15 protein-coding genes are annotated in these 20,583 nt (G+C 71.1%); 7 read left to right on the top strand and 8 right to left on the bottom strand.

Translation table 11 applies throughout. The annotated features are described in order from the left end of the window. Window positions 1-34: 34 nt before the first annotated feature. Window positions 35-1,561 (bottom strand): flavin monoamine oxidase family protein, encoded by a 1,527-nt coding sequence (locus ACIBLC_RS21820; RefSeq protein ID WP_399212850.1) that lies wholly within the window; start codon window positions 1,559-1,561, stop codon window positions 35-37. Between the two features lie 294 nt (window positions 1,562-1,855). Further along, window positions 1,856-3,361 (bottom strand): 30S ribosomal protein S1, encoded by a 1,506-nt coding sequence (rpsA, locus tag ACIBLC_RS21815; RefSeq protein ID WP_399212729.1) that lies wholly within the window; start codon window positions 3,359-3,361, stop codon window positions 1,856-1,858. A 338-nt stretch (window positions 3,362-3,699) separates the two neighbouring features. Here rpsA and ACIBLC_RS21810 point away from each other — a divergent pair, with 338 nt between their 5' ends. Both ACIBLC_RS21810 and hrpB read left to right on the top strand, forming a co-directional pair. Further along, complete coding sequence (locus ACIBLC_RS21810) at window positions 3,700-4,608, top strand: class I SAM-dependent methyltransferase (protein WP_399212728.1); 909 nt, start codon at window positions 3,700-3,702, stop codon at window positions 4,606-4,608. Between the two features lie 4 nt (window positions 4,609-4,612). Continuing rightward, window positions 4,613-7,129, top strand: coding sequence for an ATP-dependent helicase HrpB (hrpB, locus tag ACIBLC_RS21805; RefSeq protein ID WP_399212727.1), 2,517 nt, complete (start codon window positions 4,613-4,615; stop codon window positions 7,127-7,129). Here hrpB and ACIBLC_RS21800 read toward each other — a convergent pair. The 3 genes from ACIBLC_RS21800 to ACIBLC_RS21790 all read right to left on the bottom strand — a co-directional run bounded on the left by ACIBLC_RS21800 (window position 7,119) and on the right by ACIBLC_RS21790 (window position 10,183). Then, on the bottom strand, window positions 7,119-8,111 hold the full coding sequence (locus tag ACIBLC_RS21800) for a DUF3068 domain-containing protein (protein WP_399212726.1): 993 nt from the start codon (window positions 8,109-8,111) through the stop codon (window positions 7,119-7,121). The two genes, hrpB and ACIBLC_RS21800, sit on opposite strands and share 11 nt — an antisense overlap. 70 nt (window positions 8,112-8,181) lie before the next feature. Continuing rightward, window positions 8,182-8,316 carry an SPW_0924 family protein gene (locus tag ACIBLC_RS21795; protein ID WP_399212725.1) on the bottom strand — a complete coding sequence of 45 codons (135 nt, stop codon included), beginning with the start codon at window positions 8,314-8,316 and terminating at the stop codon, window positions 8,182-8,184. Window positions 8,317-8,461: 145 nt separating this feature from the next. Beyond that, on the bottom strand, window positions 8,462-10,183 hold the full coding sequence (locus ACIBLC_RS21790) for a lytic transglycosylase domain-containing protein (RefSeq protein WP_399212724.1): 1,722 nt from the start codon (window positions 10,181-10,183) through the stop codon (window positions 8,462-8,464). A gap of 371 nt (window positions 10,184-10,554) precedes the next feature. On the opposite strand from ACIBLC_RS21790, the gene ACIBLC_RS21785 reads away from it, so the two are divergent. Beyond that, entirely contained in the window at window positions 10,555-11,409 is an 855-nt protein-coding gene (locus ACIBLC_RS21785) for a DUF4184 family protein (RefSeq protein WP_399212723.1), read from the top strand. On the opposite strand, the gene ACIBLC_RS21780 is transcribed toward ACIBLC_RS21785, so the two are convergent. Together ACIBLC_RS21780 and polA are read right to left on the bottom strand one after the other, a co-directional pair. Then, window positions 11,330-12,292 (bottom strand): serine hydrolase, encoded by a 963-nt coding sequence (locus ACIBLC_RS21780; RefSeq protein ID WP_399212722.1) that lies wholly within the window; start codon window positions 12,290-12,292, stop codon window positions 11,330-11,332. The genes ACIBLC_RS21785 and ACIBLC_RS21780 overlap by 80 nt on opposite strands. Before the next feature lie 138 nt (window positions 12,293-12,430). Continuing rightward, window positions 12,431-15,157, bottom strand: a complete 2,727-nt coding sequence (gene polA, locus ACIBLC_RS21775) for a DNA polymerase I (RefSeq protein WP_399212721.1) — start codon at window positions 15,155-15,157, stop codon at window positions 12,431-12,433. A 122-nt stretch (window positions 15,158-15,279) separates the two neighbouring features. On the opposite strand from polA, the gene ACIBLC_RS21770 reads away from it, so the two are divergent. Both ACIBLC_RS21770 and ACIBLC_RS21765 read left to right on the top strand, forming a co-directional pair. Next, the gene (locus tag ACIBLC_RS21770; protein WP_399212720.1) at window positions 15,280-17,583 is read left to right on the top strand and encodes an FdhF/YdeP family oxidoreductase; all 2,304 of its coding nucleotides are present in this window, start codon (window positions 15,280-15,282) and stop codon (window positions 17,581-17,583) included. Between the two features lie 86 nt (window positions 17,584-17,669). Beyond that, entirely contained in the window at window positions 17,670-18,131 is a 462-nt protein-coding gene (locus ACIBLC_RS21765; RefSeq protein ID WP_399212719.1) for a PaaI family thioesterase, read from the top strand. Window positions 18,132-18,290: 159 nt separating this feature from the next. On the opposite strand, the gene ACIBLC_RS21760 is transcribed toward ACIBLC_RS21765, so the two are convergent. After that, window positions 18,291-19,007 (bottom strand): ceramidase domain-containing protein, encoded by a 717-nt coding sequence (locus tag ACIBLC_RS21760; protein WP_399212718.1) that lies wholly within the window; start codon window positions 19,005-19,007, stop codon window positions 18,291-18,293. A gap of 112 nt (window positions 19,008-19,119) precedes the next feature. Between ACIBLC_RS21760 and ACIBLC_RS21755 the strand changes: the two genes are divergently transcribed. Together ACIBLC_RS21755 and ACIBLC_RS21750 are read left to right on the top strand one after the other, a co-directional pair. Then, on the top strand, window positions 19,120-19,536 hold the full coding sequence (locus ACIBLC_RS21755; RefSeq protein WP_399212717.1) for a hypothetical protein: 417 nt from the start codon (window positions 19,120-19,122) through the stop codon (window positions 19,534-19,536). Between the two features lie 231 nt (window positions 19,537-19,767). Further along, the gene (locus tag ACIBLC_RS21750; RefSeq protein ID WP_399212716.1) at window positions 19,768-20,400 is read left to right on the top strand and encodes a Tat pathway signal sequence domain protein; all 633 of its coding nucleotides are present in this window, start codon (window positions 19,768-19,770) and stop codon (window positions 20,398-20,400) included. Window positions 20,401-20,583: the final 183 nt, after the last annotated feature.

Genomic DNA, 20,583 nt, shown 5'->3' with positions numbered 1-20,583 from the left:
TCAGCCTCCGCCCGCGGACGGCGGAACCGAGCGCCTAGGCGGACAGGACGCGCGCGTGCAGCGCGGTGACCGCGTTCCGGGCGGACGTGAAGGCGCCGTGCTGCCAGGCATCGGTGTAGCTGAGCCAGTCGCCCGCGAACAGGACACGTCCGGTGGGCTGGGTGAGGGGTTTGTAGCGGGCATGGTCGGGACCGCCGGGAGTGCTGTGCCAGGCGGCCTCCAGGTGGGGTGTCTGGCGCCAGTGGTGCGAGAAGGAGGAGGCGAGTTCGGTGCGGTACTTCTCGCCGTAGATCTTCACGCCCACCGCCACCGCGCGCTCCTCGCGCCCCTTGGGGGTGAGCTTCGCGTACGAGTCCGCGTCGCCGCCGTAGTTGTAGTAGCCGATCATCACGCCGCGCTCGCCGTGGAAACCGTACGACGGATGCCAGATGTGCGAGACGTCCAGGTCGGTCTCCGTGATGCCGCCGTAGATCCTGTGATCAAGCTCCCACCAGCGGGAACGGTACTCAAGCCCGATCTTGCCCGCCGACGAGGGAGTGATCGCCTGAAGGGCCGTCTGCACCCCCGTGCCGAGGTTGTGCGGGATCTTGGCGAGGATGTTGGGCGGCAGGGCGCCGATGCAGTAGTCGGCGTCGAGGGATCCGGTGCGGCCACCCTGGGTGTAAGTGACCTTAACGCCACTCCCCTTGTCGGTGATTCTGGAAACGGCCGCCCCTGTACGTATGCGGTGGGCCCCGATCGCCTTCGTGAGCGCGCGCGGTATCCGGTCCATGCCGCCCACCGGCTGGAACATCAGCATCGCCTGGTCGAAGCCGAACTCGAAGGAGAAGTAGCGGCCCACCCCGCTGGCGAAGACCTCGGAGGCGGAGGGGACATCGCCGAGGAGCACGCCCGGGGTTCCGGCGGCGGCCGGGACCGTGGTGTAGCCGCGGCGTTCGCCGCCCTCGTAGGCGAGTGTGTCGCCCAACTCCCCGAAGTCCTTGAGGAACTCGACGAGCTTCTCCTGGTCGGTGGCGGTCAGCTCCTTGTCGAGGGCGCCCTTGTCGGTGGCCTTGGCGAGCAGTTCGGAGACATAGCCGTAGACGTCGGCCTTCGCGGTCCGGTACCGCGTCGGCCTGGTCATGCCCGCCGACTCGTTGTAGATGTACGCGTCCGCGTTCGTGTTGGTGAACACCTCTACGGGGACACCGAGTTCGCGGCAGTAGTCGAGGGTGACCATCCACTGCGGGAGCCGGGCGGGGCCGGCGTTCATGTACTGGCCCTCGCTGAAGCGGGCCTTCTGGGTGTTGCCGTAGAGGTCGGTGGTCGAGTCGCCGCCGCGGACCGTGAAGTTACGGCCGCCGGTACGGTCCCTGGCCTCCAGGACCGTACAGTCGTAGCCGGCTTTGCCGAGTTCGTAGGCGGCCGCGAGTCCGGCGATGCCGCCGCCGACGATGACGACCTTGGCGGCGCCGCGCCCGGTGAGGGTGAAGTCGCTCGGATTCGGGGCACGGAAAGGCTGTTCACGCTGAGCGGCCTGCGCGGTGGGCGCGAGGCCGAGGGCTCCCATGGTCGCGAACATCGCGCCCGCGCCACCGGTGAGACCCACGTTGCGCAGGAAGGAACGCCGGCTCGCGCCCGGCCCGCCGAGAAGTTCTGCCATGACTCCGCCTCCTCTTTCGATCTTGAGCGACCGAGGAAGCCTCCCAACACCCCGTTACGGCAGGTCCGTTGCTGGTGTATCCGCCACGTTTCCGTGAGCTCAGCGGCGCGGCGAACCCCGGCACAGGCCGGAAGGCGCAGGGCACAACGCACCGCGGGCCCGCACCCAGAAGGGTGCGGGCCCGCGGTATTCGGCTGAAGCCGAATCAAGCGATCAGCTCTGGCCTCCGGCCAGCTTCTCGCGGAGGGCGGCCAGCGCCTCGTCCGACGCCAGGGCGCCGGAGGTGTCGTCGGACTCCGAGGAGTACGAACCACCACTCGAGGCACCCGCGGCAGGACCGGCGGCGGGGGCGGCAACGCCCTCGGCCTCGGCCTGCGCGTCCGCCTCGCGGGACTTGATGACCTGCGCCTGGTGCTGCTCGAAGCGCTGCTGCGCCTCGGCGTACTGGGTCTCCCACACCTCACGCTGGGATTCGAAGCCCTCGAGCCAGTCGTTGGTCTCGGGGTCGAAGCCCTCGGGGTAGATGTAGTTGCCCTGGTCGTCGTACGACGCGGCCATGCCGTACAGCGTCGGGTCGAAGTCGACCGAGGCCGGGTCGGCACCGAAGGCCTCGTTGGCCTGCTTCAGCGAGAGGCTGATGCGGCGGCGCTCGAGGTCGATGTCGATGACCTTGACGAAGATCTCGTCGTTGACCTGGACGACCTGCTCCGGGATCTCCACGTGGCGCTCGGCCAGCTCGGAGATGTGGACCAGACCCTCGATGCCCTCGTCCACGCGGACGAACGCACCGAACGGAACGAGCTTCGTGACCTTACCCGGGACGACCTGACCGATCTGGTGCGTGCGGGCGAACTGCTGCCACGGGTCTTCCTGCGTCGCCTTGAGCGACAGGGAGACACGCTCGCGGTCCATGTCGACGTCGAGAACCTCGACGGTGACTTCCTGGCCGACCTCGACAACCTCGGAGGGGTGGTCGATGTGCTTCCAGGAGAGCTCGGAGACGTGGACCAGACCGTCGACGCCACCCAGGTCCACGAACGCACCGAAGTTGACGATCGAGGAGACGACGCCGGAGCGGACCTGACCCTTCTGCAGGGTCGTGAGGAACGTCTGGCGGACCTCGGACTGGGTCTGCTCGAGCCAGGCACGGCGGGACAGGACCACGTTGTTGCGGTTCTTGTCCAGCTCGATGATCTTGGCCTCGAGCTCCTTGCCCACGTACGGCTGGAGGTCGCGGACGCGGCGCATCTCGACGAGGGAGGCCGGCAGGAAGCCACGGAGGCCGATGTCGAGGATGAGACCACCCTTGACGACCTCGATGACGGTACCGGTGACGATGCCGTCTTCTTCCTTGATCTTCTCGATCGTGCCCCAGGCCCGCTCGTACTGAGCGCGCTTCTTGGACAGGATGAGGCGGCCTTCCTTGTCCTCCTTCTGGAGGACCAGGGCCTCGATCTCGTCGCCGACGGCGACAACCTCGTTCGGGTCGACGTCGTGCTTGATCGAGAGCTCGCGGCTCGGGATCACGCCTTCGGTCTTGTAACCGATGTCGAGGAGAACCTCGTCCCGGTCAACCTTGACGATGACGCCATCCACGATGTCGCCATCGTTGAAGTACTTGATCGTCGCGTCGATCGCTGCGAGGAATGCTTCCTCGTCACCGATGTCGTTGACCGCAACCTGCGGAGTGGTGGCGGTGGTCTCGGTGCTGCTCGTCATGTGGGAAAGGGCTCCGGTACGGACAGTGAGTCGTAGGTACTGCTTACGCCGGGAGCCCGTTTCGCTCTGCAGACGGCCGGACAGCCAAGGAAGCGCCGAATCCGGAGGGTGCTTGTGACCAAACACCGCCGGTGGCGCCTCGACAACCGAGGGGACATACATACAGATGCGAGCGCGACCTGCTACGTCTGAGGCGCGCAGGCCCGCAGCGCAACTTGTAGCATACGGGGGCAGCCGGACAGGGTCAATGCGCGAAGGCGCACACCCGGGGCGGATCGCCGCATACCCGGCACACGACCAGTCTCACGAGGCCACGCGGGCCGTACTCGGCCCCTGCCGTGACGTTCCCGGGACCGGCCGGGCGGAAGAGACCGCAGACTAATACGAGGGAGCCGATCATCCAAGAGCCCGAACCGTTCGAACCCGAAGCCACCCGGCGCGACGCGGACGGCACGGAGAGTTCCCGTGCCAACCGCGGCTGGTGGGACCGGAACGCGGACGACTACCAGACCGAGCACGGCACCTTCCTCGGGGACGACCGCTTCGTGTGGTGCCCCGAGGGCCTCGACGAGGTGGAGGCCGAACTCCTCGGCCCGCCCGAGGACCTCAAGGACAAGGACATCCTGGAGATCGGCGCGGGCGCGGCCCAGTGCTCGCGCTGGCTGGCCGGCCAGGGCGCGCGTCCGGTGGCCCTGGACCTCTCCCACCGCCAGCTCCAGCACGCGCTGCGCATCGGCGGGACCGTTCCCCTGGTGGAGGCCGACGCGAGCGCCCTGCCGTTCGCCGACGGATCCTTCGACCTCGCGTGCTCGGCGTACGGCGCGCTGCCGTTCGTCGCCGAGCCGGTCCGCGTGCTGCGCGAGGTGCGTCGGGTGCTGCGCCCCGGCGGCCGTTTCGTCTTCTCCGTGACGCACCCGGTCCGGTGGGCCTTCCCCGACGAACCGGGCCCCGAGGGCCTGTCGGTCGCCTCCTCATACTTCGACCGCACTCCGTACGTGGAGCAGGACGAGGACGGCGGCGCGGTGTACGTCGAACACCACAGGACCGTCGGCGACCGGGTCCGCGACGTCGTGGCCGGCGGCTTCCGTCTCCTCGACATCGTCGAACCGGAGTGGCCCGCGTGGAACACCCAGGAGTGGGGCGGCTGGTCGCCGTTGCGCGGGAACCTGATCCCGGGCACGGCGATCTTCGTGTGCGAGCGAAGCGAGATGGGGGCACCCCCGGCCGGAGGCTGGGGGAGAGACTGAGCGGGTGATCCGATACGACGCCCTGGACCCGCTGCCCGTACGCGGGGCGCTGCCCGGCCTGAGCGCCTCCCTGGAGGCGCACGGCACGGCGGTCCTCGTCGCGCCGCCCGGCACCGGCAAGACGACTCTCGTGCCGCTGGCACTCGCCGGGCTGCTGGACGCGGGCCCGGCACGCCGGGTCGTCGTCGCCGAGCCGCGCCGCATCGCCGCGCGTGCGGCCGCGCGGCGGATGGCGTGGCTGCTCGGGGAGAAGGTCGGCGAGAGCGTCGGCTTCACCGTGCGCGGCGAGCGTGTGGTGGGTCCACGCGCGCGCGTGGAGGTCGTCACGACCGGTGTGCTGCTGCAACGGCTCCAGCGGGACCAGGAGTTGGCGGGCGTCGACGTGGTCGTGCTCGACGAGTGCCACGAACGGCATCTGGACGCCGACACGGTGGCCGCCTTCCTGGTCGACGTACGGGCCGCGCTGCGCCCCGAGCTGCGGCTCGTGGCCGCGTCCGCGACCACCGACGCCGAGGGGTGGGCGCGGCTGCTGGGCGGCGCGCCGGTGATCGAGGCCCAGGGGATCTCGTATCCGGTCGAGGTGGTGTGGGCGCCGCCCGCACGCCCGGTGCGGCCGCCCCATGGGATGCGGGTGGACCCGGTCCTGCTCACCCACGTGGCGTCGACGGTGCGCCGGGCGCTGGCCGAGCACGAGGGGGACGTCCTGTGCTTCCTGCCCGGGGTCGGCGAGATCGCGCGCGTCGCCGGGCAGTTGGGGCATCTCGGCGGTGTCGAGGTGCTCCAGGTGCACGGCCGGGCGCCGGCCGCCGTGCAGGACGCGGTCCTGTCGGGCGGGGCGGGGCGCCGGGTGGTCCTGGCCACCTCCGTCGCCGAGTCGTCGCTGACAGTTCCCGGGGTGCGCGTGGTCGTCGACTCGGGGCTCGCGCGGGAGCCACGGGTTGACCACGCGCGCGGGCTGAGCGCGCTGGCGACCGTGCGGGCCTCGCAGGCGGCCGGTCGGCAGCGAGCGGGGCGGGCCGGACGTGAGGCGCCGGGACGGGTGTACCGCTGCTGGTCCGAGGCGGAGGACGCGCGTCTGCCCCGCTTCCCCGCGCCGGAGATCAAGGTGGCCGACCTGACGGCTTTCGCCCTCCAGGCGGCCTGCTGGGGCGATCCGGACGCGAGTGGACTCGCGCTCCTCGACCCGCCGCCGGCCGGGGCGATGGCCGCGGCGCACTCGGTCCTGTCGGCCGTGGGGGCCGTCGACCCCGCGGGGCGGGCGACGGAGCGAGGGGTACGGATGTCCCGGCTCGGCCTGCACCCGCGGCTCGCCAGGGCCCTGCTGGACGCGGCGCCCGAGGTCGGCGCGGACCGGGCGGCCGAGGTGGTCGCCCTCCTGAGCGAGGAACCGCCACGGGAGTACGGCGACGATCTGGCGGCGGCCTGGCGGACGGCCCGGCGCGGGGGCGACTCCTACGCGGCCCGCTGGCGCACGGAGTCACGCCGGCTGCGCACGTCGTCCACGTCCCTGTCCGGTCCGCCCGCCCGTCGCACATCCTCCGACGCGGGGGACGACAGGGTGGCCGGGCTCGTCGCCGCCCTGGCGTTCCCCGAACGGGTCGCGCGGGCCCAGGGCGGCTCGTACCTCATGGTGTCGGGGACCCGGGCCGAGGTGGGGGACGGTTCGGGGCTGCGCGGGGCGCCCTGGCTCGCGGTGGCTGTCGCGGACCGCCCCGTCGGCGCCGGGCACGCGCGCGTGCGGCTCGCCGCCGTCATCGACGAGGAGACCGCGCTGCGGGCCGCGGCGCCCCTGCGCTCCGCGGGCGAGGAGGTCCACTGGGCCGACGGCGACGTCGTCGCGCGGCGGGTCGAGCGGCTCGGGGCCGTGGAGCTGGCGGTGCGGCCGCTCAAGAAGGCGGACGCCGGGCTCGTACGGGACGCGCTGCTCGAAGGGCTGCGGGAGGACGGGCTCGGCCTGCTGCGCTGGTCACCGGACGCCGAAGTGCTGCGGCGGCGGCTCGCGTTCCTGCGGCTGCACCTGGGCGCCCCGTGGCCCGATGTCTCCGACGAAGCGCTGCACGCGCGCGTGGACGAGTGGCTGGAGCCGGAGCTGAGCCGCGCCCGGCGGCGGGCCGACCTGGCGCGCGTCGACGCCGGTCAGGCGCTCAACCTCCTGCTGCCCTGGGCGACCGGGGAAGCGGCCCGTCTGGACGAGCTCGCCCCCGAGCGGATCGCGGTACCCAGCGGATCCAGGATCCGGATCGACTACACCGACCCCGAACAGCCCGTACTCGCCGTCAAGTTGCAGGAGATGTTCGGCCTGCACGCCTCCCCCGCCGTCGCCGGGGTGCCCGTGCTCGTGCATCTGCTGTCGCCCGCGGGGCGGCCCGCCGCGGTGACCGCCGACCTGGCCTCGTTCTGGCGGGACGGCTACAAGGCCGTACGGGCCGAGCTGCGCGGGCGCTATCCGAAGCATCCGTGGCCCGAGGACCCGGCGACCGCCGAGCCGACGCGGTACACGAACGCACGGCTCAGGCGCTGACCGGATCCGGTTCCACCGCGTCCGCGCGCGCGGGGTCACGGGGGCGGCGGCTGCGGGCCTCCAGGTAGAGGGAGAGCGTCAGGAGTCCCGCGCCCAGGATCAGGAAGCCCCAGGGGAGGTACGTGGTCATCAGCAGGACCACGGTGCGGTTCGACTTGACCAGGTCGACCGTGTAATCGATGTAGTCCTCGCGCATCTTCACGTGCCCGGAGAAGGCGGTCACCTTGTCGCGGTCCCCGAGGAGGGTGCCGCCGCGCAGCTCCTCCCGGTGGATCTCCTCGCCGTAGACGGGCGCTCCGGTGACCGGCTCCACCCAGAACCTGCGCACCGTGGTGTACCAGCGGGTGGTGCCCGACTTGGCGATCGAGTCCGGGGTGACGCCTTCCACGGGCAGGATCTTCGGGAACTCGACCTTGGTCCAGGGGATGGTCTGCTCGAAGTAGTAAACGTCTACGCCCCGGAAGTCCCGGGTGCCCTCGTAGTGGATGGGGGCCGAGGTGCGGGTCTGCGCGTCGAAGTACTCGTAGTCCCTTTTCTCCGTCAGGAAGGGCCACTTGAACTCGATGCCCTCGCGGGTGACGGGCTCGCCGTCGACCGACTCGCCGGTGGCGTGGACGGGCTCCTGGGTGTGCGCGTCGAAGATGTACCGCTCGGGGAGCTTGGAGACCATCTCGCCGTCGGGGCCCTGGACGTAGGAGAGCGAGTCCCAGACGACGACGTCACGGCCCGCGGTCCTCTCGATCTTCTCGGAGGCCTCGACGTTGCCCTTGAGGGTCTGTACGACGGTGACCTTGGGGACCTTCTTCGCGGTCATGGTGCCGTAGTCGAGGAGGGTGGCGTCCTTCGCCTCCAGGACCATGTCCTGGTACTGGTCGGCGGGGACCTTGGCCACGCGCGGGAAGGCGTACCAGCGCAGCAGGGGGGACAGCGCCGCGAAGAACACGGCGAGGGCGAGCAGGATCAGGCTGACCTTGCGGCGCATGGTGGCGTCCTCCCTGTGCCTGGCCGGGTGCGTGGGGCCGGTGCGTTGCCGGTGGCGTGGAACCGGTGCGTTACGGGTGTGTGGGCACGGTGGTGAGCAGCGGCTTCGGCGAGGTCTCGCCGGCCGGTGAGCCCATGGCCGTCATGGTGAGCACCAGGACGAGCGCCGCGGCGAGACCGGTGGCGGCGGCGATGAGGGCACGCATGCGGGCCTCCCCGGGGGCCAGGAGCTGATACGTCGTCAGGTCCGGCACCGTAGCAACGGCGGGGCGAGATGAGAACACGTCGCACACACAACAAGGGCGCCCCTCCGCGGGAAGCGGAGGGGCGCCCTGACCGTGCGGGTGGCGACTACGGGGTGGCCGTGGCCGTCGGCTCCGGGGTGGCCGGCGCGGCCACCGTCAGTTCGATGGTCAGCGTCGCGCCGCCGGTGGTGGTGACGCGGAGCTGGAACGTGCCGGTGGTGTCGTCCGCGTACAGCTGCGGGAGCTTCAGCAGGCCGTCGGCGTCCGTGGTGAGGTCCGCGAGGGTGCGTACCTGGTTGCCGGCCGCGTCCTTGAAGTACGGGCCCTTGTCGTTCACGGTCGCGTCGTCCGCCGAGGTGATGAGCGTGGCGGTGGCGGCGACCTTGCCGGCCACGGCACCGTTGTAGGTGGCCTTCACCTCGACCGGGTCCGCGAACTCGCCGCCCGGCACGCAGGTCAGCGCGGTCGTGGTGGTGCGCGCGAGGGCGTCGGCCTGACGGGCGGTGACGCTCGCGGTGAAGTCGAGGCCGGTCAGCGTGCGGCCCACGACGCTGGTGCGCACGGTGAAGGAGCCGGTCTTCTCGCCCGCGACGAGCGCGGGCGCGGTGGCCGTGCCCTTGCTGTCGGTGACGACCGTGGCGACGGTCTCGCCGCCGGTGAAGGTGGCGTCCGTGGCGGCGCCGACGATCGTGAACCGTACCCGGACCTTCGCGACCGCCTTGCCCGCCGAGGTCTCGGTCCGCACCGCGACCCGCTCGCCGAAGGAGTCACCGGCCGTCGCGGTGAGCGTCCCGGTGCCCGCGTCCTCCAGGTGGTCCACCGTCTGCGTGGGGGTGGGGGTAGGGCTGGGGATGGGCGTGGCGGGCAGCGTCGGGACGGGGCTCGCGGAACCGTCGCCCTTCGGCGGGGTGGGCTTCGGCGTGCTCGGCGTGCTCGGCGACGGGGTGTTCGGCGTGCTGGGCGTCACGCTCGGCGAGGTGGTGACGCCGTCGGAGCCGTCGCTGCGGTTCGAGGGCAGCGTGCCGGTGCCGTCCGGCACCTCGTGGGTGCCCTCGCGGTAGTACTCCAGCCACGACAGGACCGTGTTGAGGTACTCCGTGGAGTTGTTGTAGCTGAGGATCGCGGTGTGCAGGTCGGCCTCGTCGGACAGGTCCCAGCCGAACCGGCACAGGTAGCCGCCCGCGGCGAGCGCCGCGTCGTAGATGTTGTTCGGGTTCTTCTTGCCGTCGCCGTTGCCGTCGCGGCCCGCCCACTCCCAGGTGGAGGGGATGAACTGCATCGGGCCGACCGCGCGGTCGTAGGTGCTGTCGCCGTCGTACGCGCCGCCGTCGGTGTCACCGATGTTCGCGAAGCCCTCGCCGTTCAGGACCGGGCCGAGGATCGGTGTGAGCGTGTCGCCCTGGGCGTCGACGTTGCCGCCTCGGGCCTGGCCCGACTCGACCTTGCCGATGGCGGCGAGGAGTTCCCAGGGCAGGTTGCAACCGGCCTTGGACGCGGTCAGCGAGGCCGCGGCCTGCTTGTAGGCGTCAAGGACGGTCGCGGGTATCCCGGCCTCGGCTTCGCCGACGGAGACCGGGGTGCCGATGGTCGGCGAGGGGCTGGGGGTGTTCAGCGGCGGAAGGTCCGTGTAGTAGGGCGAGTTGCCGGTCGCGCTGTCGTCGCCGCCGGCATCGGGCGTGGACTCTGCGTCGGCGCCGGTGGTCTGTCTGCCCTGGTCGTCGGTGGTCGCTCCAGGGGCCTGGGAGGCGGACAGAGCCGCGACCGCGACCGCGGCCACAGCCGTGGTCATCGCCCCCTTGCGCAGCCTCGTGCCGAAATGCGCCACCATTGAGTGAGTCCCTCCCGTGGACGACCGCTTACGCGCCCTAGTGCCGTACGTTTTGTTCCCGCGTGCGCGCTTCTGGTGCTTTTCTTCCGCGTCTTCTTCGTGTTCTCTTCGGCGTTTTTCTTCGGTTCTTCTTCTGGCGTTCGACCGCGTTCCCCGCCACGACGACCCAGGTGACCCTACGACAACTCCTGTTGCGCGGGCACCCGTTCGTGCCCGATTTTCACCAGTTGGCCATGTCCGCTTGTGCGGTAGGTAGCCGACCGGGTGCTCAGCCGGACGGTTCTCATCCGTCCCTCATACTGGGCGTCCACCGGACGCGGGCGATCGCCGCGACCGGCACACCCGGCCAACGTAAGCCACAAGGGGTCGACTTGCCCTTCACTCTCAGCCACGCGGCCGCCGTACTGCCCGCCGTGCGCGGTGACGGAAGCGGTCGCGACCGGCTGGTGCCGGCGGTTCTGGTGGCTGGTTCGTTCGCTCCCGATCTGACCTACTACGTGGCGAGTGTGGTGCCCGGAGCGATGGAGTTCGGCGCCTTCACCCACTCCTTCACCGGCGTCCTCACCTTCGACGTACTCGTCGCCTGGGCGCTCGTGGGCGCCTGGCTGGTACTGCGCGAGCCGCTGGTGGCGCTGCTGCCGCGGGCCCGGCAGGGGCGGGTGGCGGGGCTGCTGCGGTGCGGAGCCGCACGCGAGCGTCCGCGTCCTTCGACGGCGGCGTGCTGGTACGTCTCGGCGGCGCTCGGCGCGCTGACGCATGTCGTGTGGGACGCGTTCACGCATCACGACCGGTGGGGTGTGGAGCTGCTGCCCTTCCTGGGCCGGGATATGGCCGGTTCACCGGTGTACTGGTACGCGCAGTACGGCAGTTCGGCGGTGGCGGCCGTCGTCCTCGTGCTCTTCGTGGTCGTCGCGGTGCGGCGGACTCCGTCGGGCGAGCCCGTGGGGGTGCCCGCGCTGTCCCGTTCCGACCGTTGGACGGCGGGTGCCGTCGTCGGGGGGTGCACGCTCGCGGGCGCGGTGCAGCGCGCCTCGCACTGGCTGTCCTACCGGGGCGCCGACGCGAAGCCCTGGGAGTGGATCCCGACGCTGTGCTTCGGCGCGGGCGCCGGGCTCCTGCCGGGCCTCGCGCTGTACGCGGTCGGGGTCAGGATGTGGCGTCCGGCTCCGGCTCGTCCCAGCCCGGCAGCGGTTCGCTCGGAGCCGAGCCGTCCGGCTCCTCGCTGATCTCGCTCTCCGGGGTGAGGCTGCGCACCGGACCGTGCCGCTGGCCCAGGCCGCGGTGCACCGCCTGCGCGATGCGCTCGATGGTGCGGACCCCGTACGCCATCGTCGGGTTGTCGTGCGACAGGACGACGATGCGGTACATCCGGTCGCGGCCGGTGAACGCGCCGACACTGTGCACCCGCCAGCCGTGCGTGGCGCGCGGCAGCCAGCCGTTCTTGACGTGTGCCCGCAGACCTCTCGGCATACCCGCGGGCACCCCCCAGCGCTGGTCGCGGCGGACCTGGCTGAGCAGCCTCAGACCGTAGTCGCGGGTCTTCAGGAAGGAGCGGGTGTCGGTGAGCACCGCCAGCAGCCGCATCTGGTCGGCGGCCGTGGTGCGGGTCAGACCCCAGTAGCCCTTCGGGCCGAGGGCGGTGCCCGTCGTCCCGGCACGGGTCAGGAACCGGCTCAGCCGGACGCGGCCGATGTCGGTCCACAGGCGCACGGCGGACTCGTTGTCGGACTTGATGATCATTGGCCGTACGTTGGTCCGCTCCCACCTGGTGAGCCCGCGCCCCAGCTCCTCCGCCCGGCGAAGGGCGCCCTCCATGATCACGAGCTTGGCGACACTCGCCGAGTCGTACTGGCGCGCGCTGGCGAGTCCGCAGGTCAGGCCGGTTTTGTCGTCGCGCACCGCCACGGAGACGGTGCCCTCGCGTGACGACAGCGCCGCCCGGATGTCGCGGGACATCCGGGCGGCGAGGTCGGGGTCGCGGACGGAGCGGCAGGCAGCGGGAACCTGAGCGGCGCTCGCGTGCGCGGCGACCGCGGGTATCGGCGCCAGCAGCGCCGAGACGACGGCCGTGGCGATGACCGTACGTCGATCGAGCATGCGTATACCCATGCTCGCATCCTTGCGGGCACCCCCGGCACGGGCGTCTTTGCGTGGGCCACGCGGGTGACGGCGCTCGCCCGGGGCCCCTTACCCCTGCCGGGGAGGCGAACCCTCCGGGCGGGCTAAGGGCCCCCGGGCCCGGAAAAACTAGTGCGCCGCCGATTCCCAGTCGTCCCCGGAGCCGATGGAGACGTCGAGGGGAGCCCTGAGCTGTACGGCGGACGCCATTTCCCGGCGGACCAGCTCCTCGGTCCTCGCGCGCTCGCCGGGGGCGATCTCCAGCACGATTTCGTCGTGGACCTGGAGAAGCATGCGGGAGTTGAGGCCCGCCTCGGTCAGCGCACGGTCCACGTTGAGCATGGCGATCTTGACGATGTCGGCGGCCGTGCCCTGGATGGGCGCGTTGAGCGCCATCCGCTCGGCCGTCTCGCGCCGCTGACGGTTGTCGCTGTTGAGGTCGGGCAGGTGCCTGCGGCGGCCGAACAGCGTCTCCGTGTAGCCCGTGGCGCGGGCTTCGTCGACCACGCGGCGCAGATAGTCCCGTACGCCGCCGAAACGCTCGAAGTACGTGTCCATCAGCCCGCGCGCCTCGCCCGCGTCGATGTTGAGCTGCTGGGAGAGGCCGAACGCCGACAGGCCGTACGCCAGGCCGTACGACATCGCCTTGATCTTGCGGCGCATCTCCGCGTCGACCCCGGCCCCCTCCACGGAGAACACCTGCGAGGCCACCGTGGTGTGCAGGTCCTCGCCGGACGTGAAGGCCTCCAACAGGCCCTCGTCCTCGGAGAGATGGGCCATCACGCGCAGTTCGATCTGGCTGTAGTCCGCCGTCATCAGCGACTCGAAGCCCTCGCCGACCACGAAACCGCGGCGGATCGCCCGGCCCTCGTCGGTGCGGACCGGGATGTTCTGCAGGTTCGGGTCCGTGGACGACAGACGGCCCGTCGCCGCCACCGTCTGGTTGAAGGTGGTGTGGATACGGCCGTCCACCGCGATCGTCTTGATCAGGCCCTCGACCGTCGACCGGAGCCTCGCCTGCTCACGGTGCCGGAGCATGATCACCGGCAGGTCGTGGTCGGTCTGCGTGGCCAGCCAGGCCAGCGCGTCCGCGTCCGTCGTGTAACCCGTCTTCGTCTTCTTCGTCTTGGGCAGGTCGAGCTCGCCGAAGAAGACCTCCTGGAGCTGCTTGGGCGAGCCGAGGTTGAACTCGTGCCCCACGGAGGCGTGGGCCTCCTTCACCGCCTGCTGCACGGCACCCGCGAACATCTGCTCCATGGCCTCCAGGTGCGCCCGGTCGGCCGCGATGCCGTGCCGCTCCAGGCGGGCCAGCAACGCGGACGTCGGCAGCTCGATGTCCCGCAGCAGATCTTCGGCGCCGGCCTCCGCCAGCTTCTCGCCGAACGCCTCGCCCAGGTCGAGGATCGTGCGGGCCTGCACCATCAGCGCGTCGGCCTCGGCCTGGTCGTCGGTGCCGAAGGCGAGCTGCCCGTCGGCCGCCGCGGTGGGCCCCAGCTCCCGGCCCAGGTACTCCAGGGACAGCGCGTCCAGGGCGAAGGAACGGCGCCCCGGCTTGACCAGGTACGCGGCGAGCGCGGTGTCCATGGACACGCCCTCGATGGTCCAGCCGTGCTCGGCGAAGACCCGCATCGCGCCCTTGGCGTTGTGCAGGACCTTGGGCCTGCCGGGGTCGGCGAGCCACTTCTCGAACGAGTTGTCGTCCGCCTCGTCCAGCCCCGTCGGGTCGAACCACGCGGCGGCGCCGTCGGCGGTGGCGAGCGCGACCTCGGTCACCGAGCCCACGCCGAGCGCCCAGGTGTCGACCGTGGCCAGCCCCAGGACCTTCGTACCGTGCTCGGCGAGCCACGGCTTCAGCTCGCCCGCGCCCAGCACCTTGCCGTCCAGCTCGACGCCCTCGGTGACCGGCTGGGCGTCCTCGGTCTCCTCCGCCCCCGGGTCGACGGCGAGGAGCCGCTCACGCAGTGACGGGTTGCGGATCTCCAGGGTGTCCAGGACCATCGCCACCGCCTTGCGGTCGTACGCGGCGCGCTCCAGCTCGGTGACCGTCCTGGGCAGCTCCACGTCCTTCACCATCTCCGTGAGACGGCGGTTGAGCTTCACCGCCTCCAGGTGGTCGCGGAGGTTCTGCCCGGCCTTGCCCTTGACCTCGTCGACGCGCTCGACCAGCTCCGCGAACGAACCGAACTGGTTGATCCACTTCGCCGCGGTCTTCTCGCCGACACCGGGGATGCCCGGCAGGTTGTCGGACGGGTCGCCGCGCAGCGCCGCGAAGTCGGGGTACTGCGCCGGCGTCAGACCGTACTTCTCGAAGACCTTCTCCGGAGTGAAGCGGGTCAGCTCCGAGACACCCTTCGTCGGATACAGCACCGTCGTGTGCTCGGACACGAGCTGGAAGGAGTCGCGGTCACCGGTGACGATGAGCACATCGAAGCCCGCGGCCTCGGCCTGGGTGGCGAGCGTCGCGATGACGTCGTCCGCCTCGAAGCCGTCGACCGCGAACCGCTCCGCGTGCATCGCGTCGAGCAGCTCACCGATCAGCTCGACCTGCCCCTTGAACTCGTCCGGGGTCTTCGACCTGTTCGCCTTGTACTCGGTGAACTCCTCGGAGCGCCAGGTCTTGCGGGAGACGTCGAACGCCACCGCGAAGTGCGTGGGCGACTCGTCGCGCAGCGTGTTCGCCAGCATCGAGGCGAAGCCGTAGATCGCGTTCGTCGGCTGGCCCGTCGCCGTCGTGAAGTTCTCCGCGGGCAGCGCGAAGAACGCGCGGTACGCCAGCGAGTGCCCGTCCATGAGCATCAGCCGCGGACGCGTCTCGCCGGAGGTCTTGTCGGTCTTCTTCGCTGCTGTTTCTGCCACGACCCCGATCCTGCCACGTGGCACTGACAGTGAGAGCCCGCACGGCCCGGCAGGGTCGTTGTCGGACACGCGTGCGAAGATCGGAGACGTACATCACACCTGCATGCGAAGGGATCCCCGCGATGGCCAGCAAGCCGCCCACGAGCGATCCGGTTCAGGACGCGCCGCAGGTCGCGGAGCCGAAGCACGCCGCGGCCGGACTGCCCGCCATCGGGCACACCCTGCGCGCCGCCCAGCAGCAGATGGGCGTGCGCCGCACCGCGCTCACCCTCCTCCGGGTCAACCAGAAGGACGGCTTCGACTGCCCGGGCTGCGCCTGGCCCGAGCCCGAGCACCGGCACGCGGCGGAGTTCTGTGAGAACGGCGCGAAGGCGGTGGCCGAGGAGGCCACCCTGCGCCGCGTCACCCCGGACTTCTTCACCGCGCACACCGTGGCCGACCTCGCCACCCGCAGCGGCTACTGGCTGGGCCAGCAAGGACGCCTCACCCACCCCATGTACCTGGCGGAGGGCGCCGACCGCTACGAACCGGTCACCTGGGAGCGCGCCTTCGACATCGTCGCCGAGGAGCTCGCCGCGCTCGGCTCCCCCGACGAAGCCCTCTTCTACACCTCCGGACGCACGAGCAACGAAGCGGCCTTCCTCTACCAGTTGTTCGCCCGCGAGCTGGGCACGAACAACCTGCCGGACTGCTCCAACATGTGCCACGAATCGTCCGGTTCAGCGCTCAACGAGACCATCGGCGTCGGCAAGGGCAGCGTCCTGCTCGACGACCTGTACCAGGCGGACCTGATCATCGTCGCCGGACAGAACCCGGGCACGAACCACCCCCGCATGCTGTCCGCGCTGGAGAAGGCCAAGGCCAACGGCGCGAAAATCATCACCGTCAACCCGCTGCCCGAGGCGGGACTCGAGCGCTTCAAGAACCCGCAGACCGCCCAGGGCATGCTCAAGGGCGCCGCCCTCACCGACCTGTTCCTCCAGATCCGCCTCGGCGGCGACCAGGCACTCTTCCGCCTCCTGAACAAGCTGATCCTCGAAGAGTCCGACAGCGCCTCCGGCGCGGGCTCGGGCGCGGTCGACGAGGACTTCGTCCGCGAACACACCCACGGCTACGAGGAGTTCGCCGAGGCCGCCCGCGCCGCCGACTGGGAGGAGACGCTCACCGCGACCGGCCTCACCCGGGAGAGGATCGACGAGGCGCTCCGCCTCGTCCTCGCCTCCGAGCGAACCATCGTGTGCTGGGCCATGGGCCTCACCCAGCACAAGCACGCCGTGCCGACGATCCGGGAGGTCGTCAACTTCCTGCTGCTGCGCGGCAACATCGGCCGCCCCGGCGCGGGCGTGTGCCCGGTCCGCGGCCACTCGAACGTGCAGGGCGACCGCACGATGGGCATCTTCGAGCGGCCCTCCCCGGCCTTCCTGGACGCCCTGGAGCGGGAGTTCGGGTTCACGCCCCCGCGCGAGCACGGCTACGACGTCGTACGGGCCATACGCGCGCTGCGTGACGGCGACGCGAAGGTCTTCTTCGCGATGGGCGGCAACTTCGTGTCGGCGTCCCCCGACACGGAGGTGACCGAGGCGGCCATGCGCCGCGCCCGCCTCACCGTGCACGTGTCGACGAAACTGAACCGCTCGCACGTGGTCACCGGCGCGCGTGCCCTGATCCTGCCGACCCTCGGCCGCACCGAGCGTGACCTCCAGGGCAGCGGCGAACAGTTCGTGACCGTCGAGGACTCCATGGGCATGGTGCACGCGTCGCGTGGCCGGCTGGAGCCCGCGAGCGAGCACCTGTTGTCCGAGCCTGCCATCGTCGCCCGGCTCGCGCGTCGCGTCCTCGGCCATGAATCCCGCACGCCCTGGGAGGAGTTCGAGAAGGACTACGCGACCGTCCGCGACCGAATAGCCCGCGTGATCCCCGGCTTCGAGGACTTCAACGCCCGGGTGGCGAACCCCGCGGGCTTCGCGCTCCCGCACGCCCCGCGCGACGAACGCCGCTTCCCGACGGCCACCGGCAAGGCCAACTTCACGGCCGCGACCGTCGAGTACCCGAAGCTCCCCGAGGGACGGCTGCTCCTGCAGACCCTTCGCTCGCACGACCAGTACAACACCACGATCTACGGCCTGGACGACCGCTACCGGGGCATCAAGAACGGCCGCCGGGTCGTGCTCGTCAACCCCGACGACGCGCGGCGGCTCGACCTCGCGGACGGCAGTTACGTCGACCTGGTCGGCGAGTGGACGGACGGCGTCGAGCGCCGCGCCCCCGGATTCCGTGTCGTGCACTACCCCACCGCCCGGGGCTGCGCGGCCGCCTACTACCCGGAGACCAACGTCCTGGTCCCGCTGGACGCGACCGCCGACACCAGCAACACCCCCGCCAGCAAATCCGTGGTCGTACGTCTGGAACAATCGGCGACCGACTGAGCGTTCGCTCAGTGAACCGGTGAGATCGGTCCGCCCGGACCGGCCCACCACTCCACAGTGATCCACGACGGACGGAGTCGGGCCCCATGGGCGAGCAGCACACCGTGAAGTTCCCGCAAGAGGTCATCGACGAGTACGCCGCGCTGGGCGTCGACCTGTCCGCGCTCTTCTCGGCGGGCCACCTCGGCAGTCGGATGGGCGTGCAGATCATCGAGGCCTCCGCCGAGCGCGTGGTCGGCACGATGCCGGTGGAGGGCAACACGCAGCCGTACGGCCTCCTGCACGGGGGCGCCTCCGCCGTCCTCGCGGAGACCATCGGCTCCGTCGGGGCCATGCTGCACGGCGGCAGCTCCAAGATCGCCGTGGGCGTCGACCTGAACTGCACGCACCACCGCGGGGTGCGCTCCGGGCTGGTCACGGGCGTGGCCACGCCCGTGCACCGGGGCAGGTCATCGGCGACGTACGAGATCGTCATCACGGACGAGGCGGACAAGCGCGTCTGCACCGCCCGGCTGACCTGCATGCTCAAGGACGCGCCCACCGGCTGACCGCCTGCAGCTCGGCGATGAGGCACTCGGGCTTCCTCGGCACGCCAGGGACCGGCGGGCCGAGGACACGGATCACTCCGGCGGGCCGACCTGCCGGGGTTCCGCCCGTCCCACCGACCTCCTGCCGGAGTTCCGCCCCCCCTACCGAGCGGCGGAGGCTCAGCCGCTCACCGGTGCCGGGCGCTCCCCCACGGCCGTCGCAGGACCCTGGTCCGCCAGGTACCGCCAGCGGCGGACCAGGGCGCGGGACACCAGGAAGACCAGTACGCCGTCGAGGGTGTGCCACAGGAAGTGCGTGCCCAGCGGGAACGCGCCGCAGATCCCCTCGTCCACCGTGCGGGCGGCCAGCGCGACCGCGAAGACGACGGCCGCCACCGCGAACTCCCGCCACTGGGCGGCCCGGCCCGCCTCCCCCGACCCGCGCAGGGTCACCGCGAGCCCGGCCAACAGCAGCAGCACCGGCACGTACATGCCGGAGCGGTTCGGGACGAGGTCGCCGGCCAGCGCGCCGAACACGGCGGTGAAGGCCACGAAGGCGGCCACGCCCAGGGCACATCTGCGCCACCCGAGACCGTGGAACCAGCGCAGGAAGCACGCGAGGCAGAAGAGCACGAACACGGTGATGGGCAGAACGTCGAGCACCTGGGACCACCGCGTCGCCAGCGTGTGGAAGGCGAAGCTGCCGATGCCGATGAGCGCCATGCCCGGGGCCAGCAGCGCGATGCTCGTGGGCACCCGCGGGCAGGGCCGCAGGACGCGCCAGAGCCCGAACGCCGCCACGAGGAAGGCGAGGTTGCTCACCGCGTTGACGGGCTCGGCCCAGAAGGCCGCCGAACCCCGCTCGCAGTACTCGTCGAGGTGCTCGCTCCAGTTCACAGTCCCGCGCCCCGTCCCGTCCTCGTCCGTTGACGCCCCAGACCGACGATGTCCTCGACCGTTGATGTCCTCATCCGTTGATCCCGGGCACCCGGCGGCTTAGCGTCAACCTATGCGAACGGCTGGAGCACCTTGGCCGCGGACGGCGCTCGGGTTCGGAATCGGTCTGACGCTCCTGACCGGTGGCCCGCTCACCGGCTGCGGGGAGTCCGGCGCCGAGGGCGCGGGGAGTTCCGCGCGCCCCGGCTCCGCCGCGCCGTCGGCGTCCACGCCTCCTGAGGATCTGTGCGCGCGTCTCGTCTCACACTGGTCGCGAGAGGCACTGGGCCAGGACACCTACGGCGACTACCAGTCGATGGGCCTGTCCAACGGGCAGTACGAGATCCTGATGAAGGTCGTGGACGCCGCCCGGGCCGAAAGGAAGCGCCAAGGCCCCGAAGCGGCCGAGCAGTTGATTGATCGCGGATCGCGCGACCTGTGCGCGGAGCGCTATCGCGACGGCACCCCCAGCGGAGGTCCATGGCAGTGAACGGCACCCGGAGCGAAGGCCTGTGGCGGTGAACGGCGCCACCGGGCGATCGCGCGTCGCAGCGACCGGCTTACCCGAGCGAAGACGCGTCGCGGTGGACGGCGCGCCCGAGCGAAGACGCGTCGCGGTGAACGGCGCGCCCGCACGAAGGGCCGCCGCAGCGGTGAGCGGCGCCCTCGCGCAAGGGCCCGCCGCGGCAGCGCACGTCTCCCCGGCCGAAGGCGGGTGGCAGTGAGCGGCATCGGTCCCGTCGAGCCGGGCGAGGGCACCCGCGCGCGGGACGCCCCGGAACCGGGCACCCCGCTGCCCGCCGAGGCCCCGCGCGGGCCGCTGACCGGGCTGTACGTCCGGCACCGCCGTGCCGTACTGGCCGGCGCGCTGTCCGGCGCCGTCCTCGTCGCAGGCGGCTCTCTCTACGTCACCCGGCCCCGGCAGCCACCGCCGCCCGCCCTTCCGTTCCCTTCCCAGGTGACCGATGTCCGCTACGCGGGCAGGGCGGACCCGCCCCGGGACGAGCCGCCGGGGGCCTTCACCTTCGCGGTCGAGTTCACCGTGAGTTCCGGTCCCCCGGTCACCGTGACGCGGATCGGACAGCCCTCCGCCGGCCTCTCCCTCACCTCCGTGCCGCGCCCTCCGTTCCGCACGAGAGCGGGATCTCCCCGCCGGATCACGATCACCATGCACGTGGGCGAATGCGCGAAAGTGCCCCGGAACGCCGGACTCCCTTTCCTGGATGTAACGCTGCGTAATGCAAGCGCAATACAAGTGCACAGCTTCATCCTGGGCGAGCGATACGCCCAAGACCTCTCGGAAGCCCTCCAGGTAGCCTGCGGCAACAATTCCGGGTCATCACCAAAGCCCTAGAACACTCCTGAACACACCCCTCCGAGTCCTGCGCGTTCTCAGCATGCGGACAGGGCGAATCGGCCTGAATTCCGCTGTTCCACCCACTCAGTACCGCTCTGCATTACCTCGTGTCATAACAAGAGAGTCACAGCCTTCCCCAGACCCTCCTCGTTTTTCCCATCACCCGCTTAGAGTCACGCC

The organism is Streptomyces sp. NPDC050535 (assembly GCF_044457665.1).
Classification (GTDB): domain Bacteria; phylum Actinomycetota; class Actinomycetes; order Streptomycetales; family Streptomycetaceae; genus Streptomyces.
The sequence above is the reverse complement of the archived record's forward strand: the minus strand, read 5'-3'. Positions and strand labels throughout refer to the sequence as shown.

Excerpts from the sequence above, each read along its gene's own strand:
- ACIBLC_RS21765 (WP_399212719.1), top strand. The coding sequence starts at position 17,670 with ATGGGCGAGCAGCACACCGTGAAGTTCCCGCAAGAGGTCATCGACGAG.
- ACIBLC_RS21780 (WP_399212722.1), bottom strand. The coding sequence starts at position 12,292 with ATGGGTATACGCATGCTCGATCGACGTACGGTCATCGCCACGGCCGTC.
- rpsA (WP_399212729.1), bottom strand. The coding sequence starts at position 3,361 with ATGACGAGCAGCACCGAGACCACCGCCACCACTCCGCAGGTTGCGGTC.
- ACIBLC_RS21770 (WP_399212720.1), top strand. The coding sequence starts at position 15,280 with ATGGCCAGCAAGCCGCCCACGAGCGATCCGGTTCAGGACGCGCCGCAG.
- ACIBLC_RS21800 (WP_399212726.1), bottom strand. The coding sequence starts at position 8,111 with ATGCGCCGCAAGGTCAGCCTGATCCTGCTCGCCCTCGCCGTGTTCTTC.
- ACIBLC_RS21755 (WP_399212717.1), top strand. The coding sequence starts at position 19,120 with ATGCGAACGGCTGGAGCACCTTGGCCGCGGACGGCGCTCGGGTTCGGA.
- ACIBLC_RS21820 (WP_399212850.1), bottom strand. The coding sequence starts at position 1,561 with ATGTTCGCGACCATGGGAGCCCTCGGCCTCGCGCCCACCGCGCAGGCC.
- ACIBLC_RS21795 (WP_399212725.1), bottom strand. The coding sequence starts at position 8,316 with ATGCGTGCCCTCATCGCCGCCGCCACCGGTCTCGCCGCGGCGCTCGTC.
- ACIBLC_RS21790 (WP_399212724.1), bottom strand. The coding sequence starts at position 10,183 with ATGGTGGCGCATTTCGGCACGAGGCTGCGCAAGGGGGCGATGACCACG.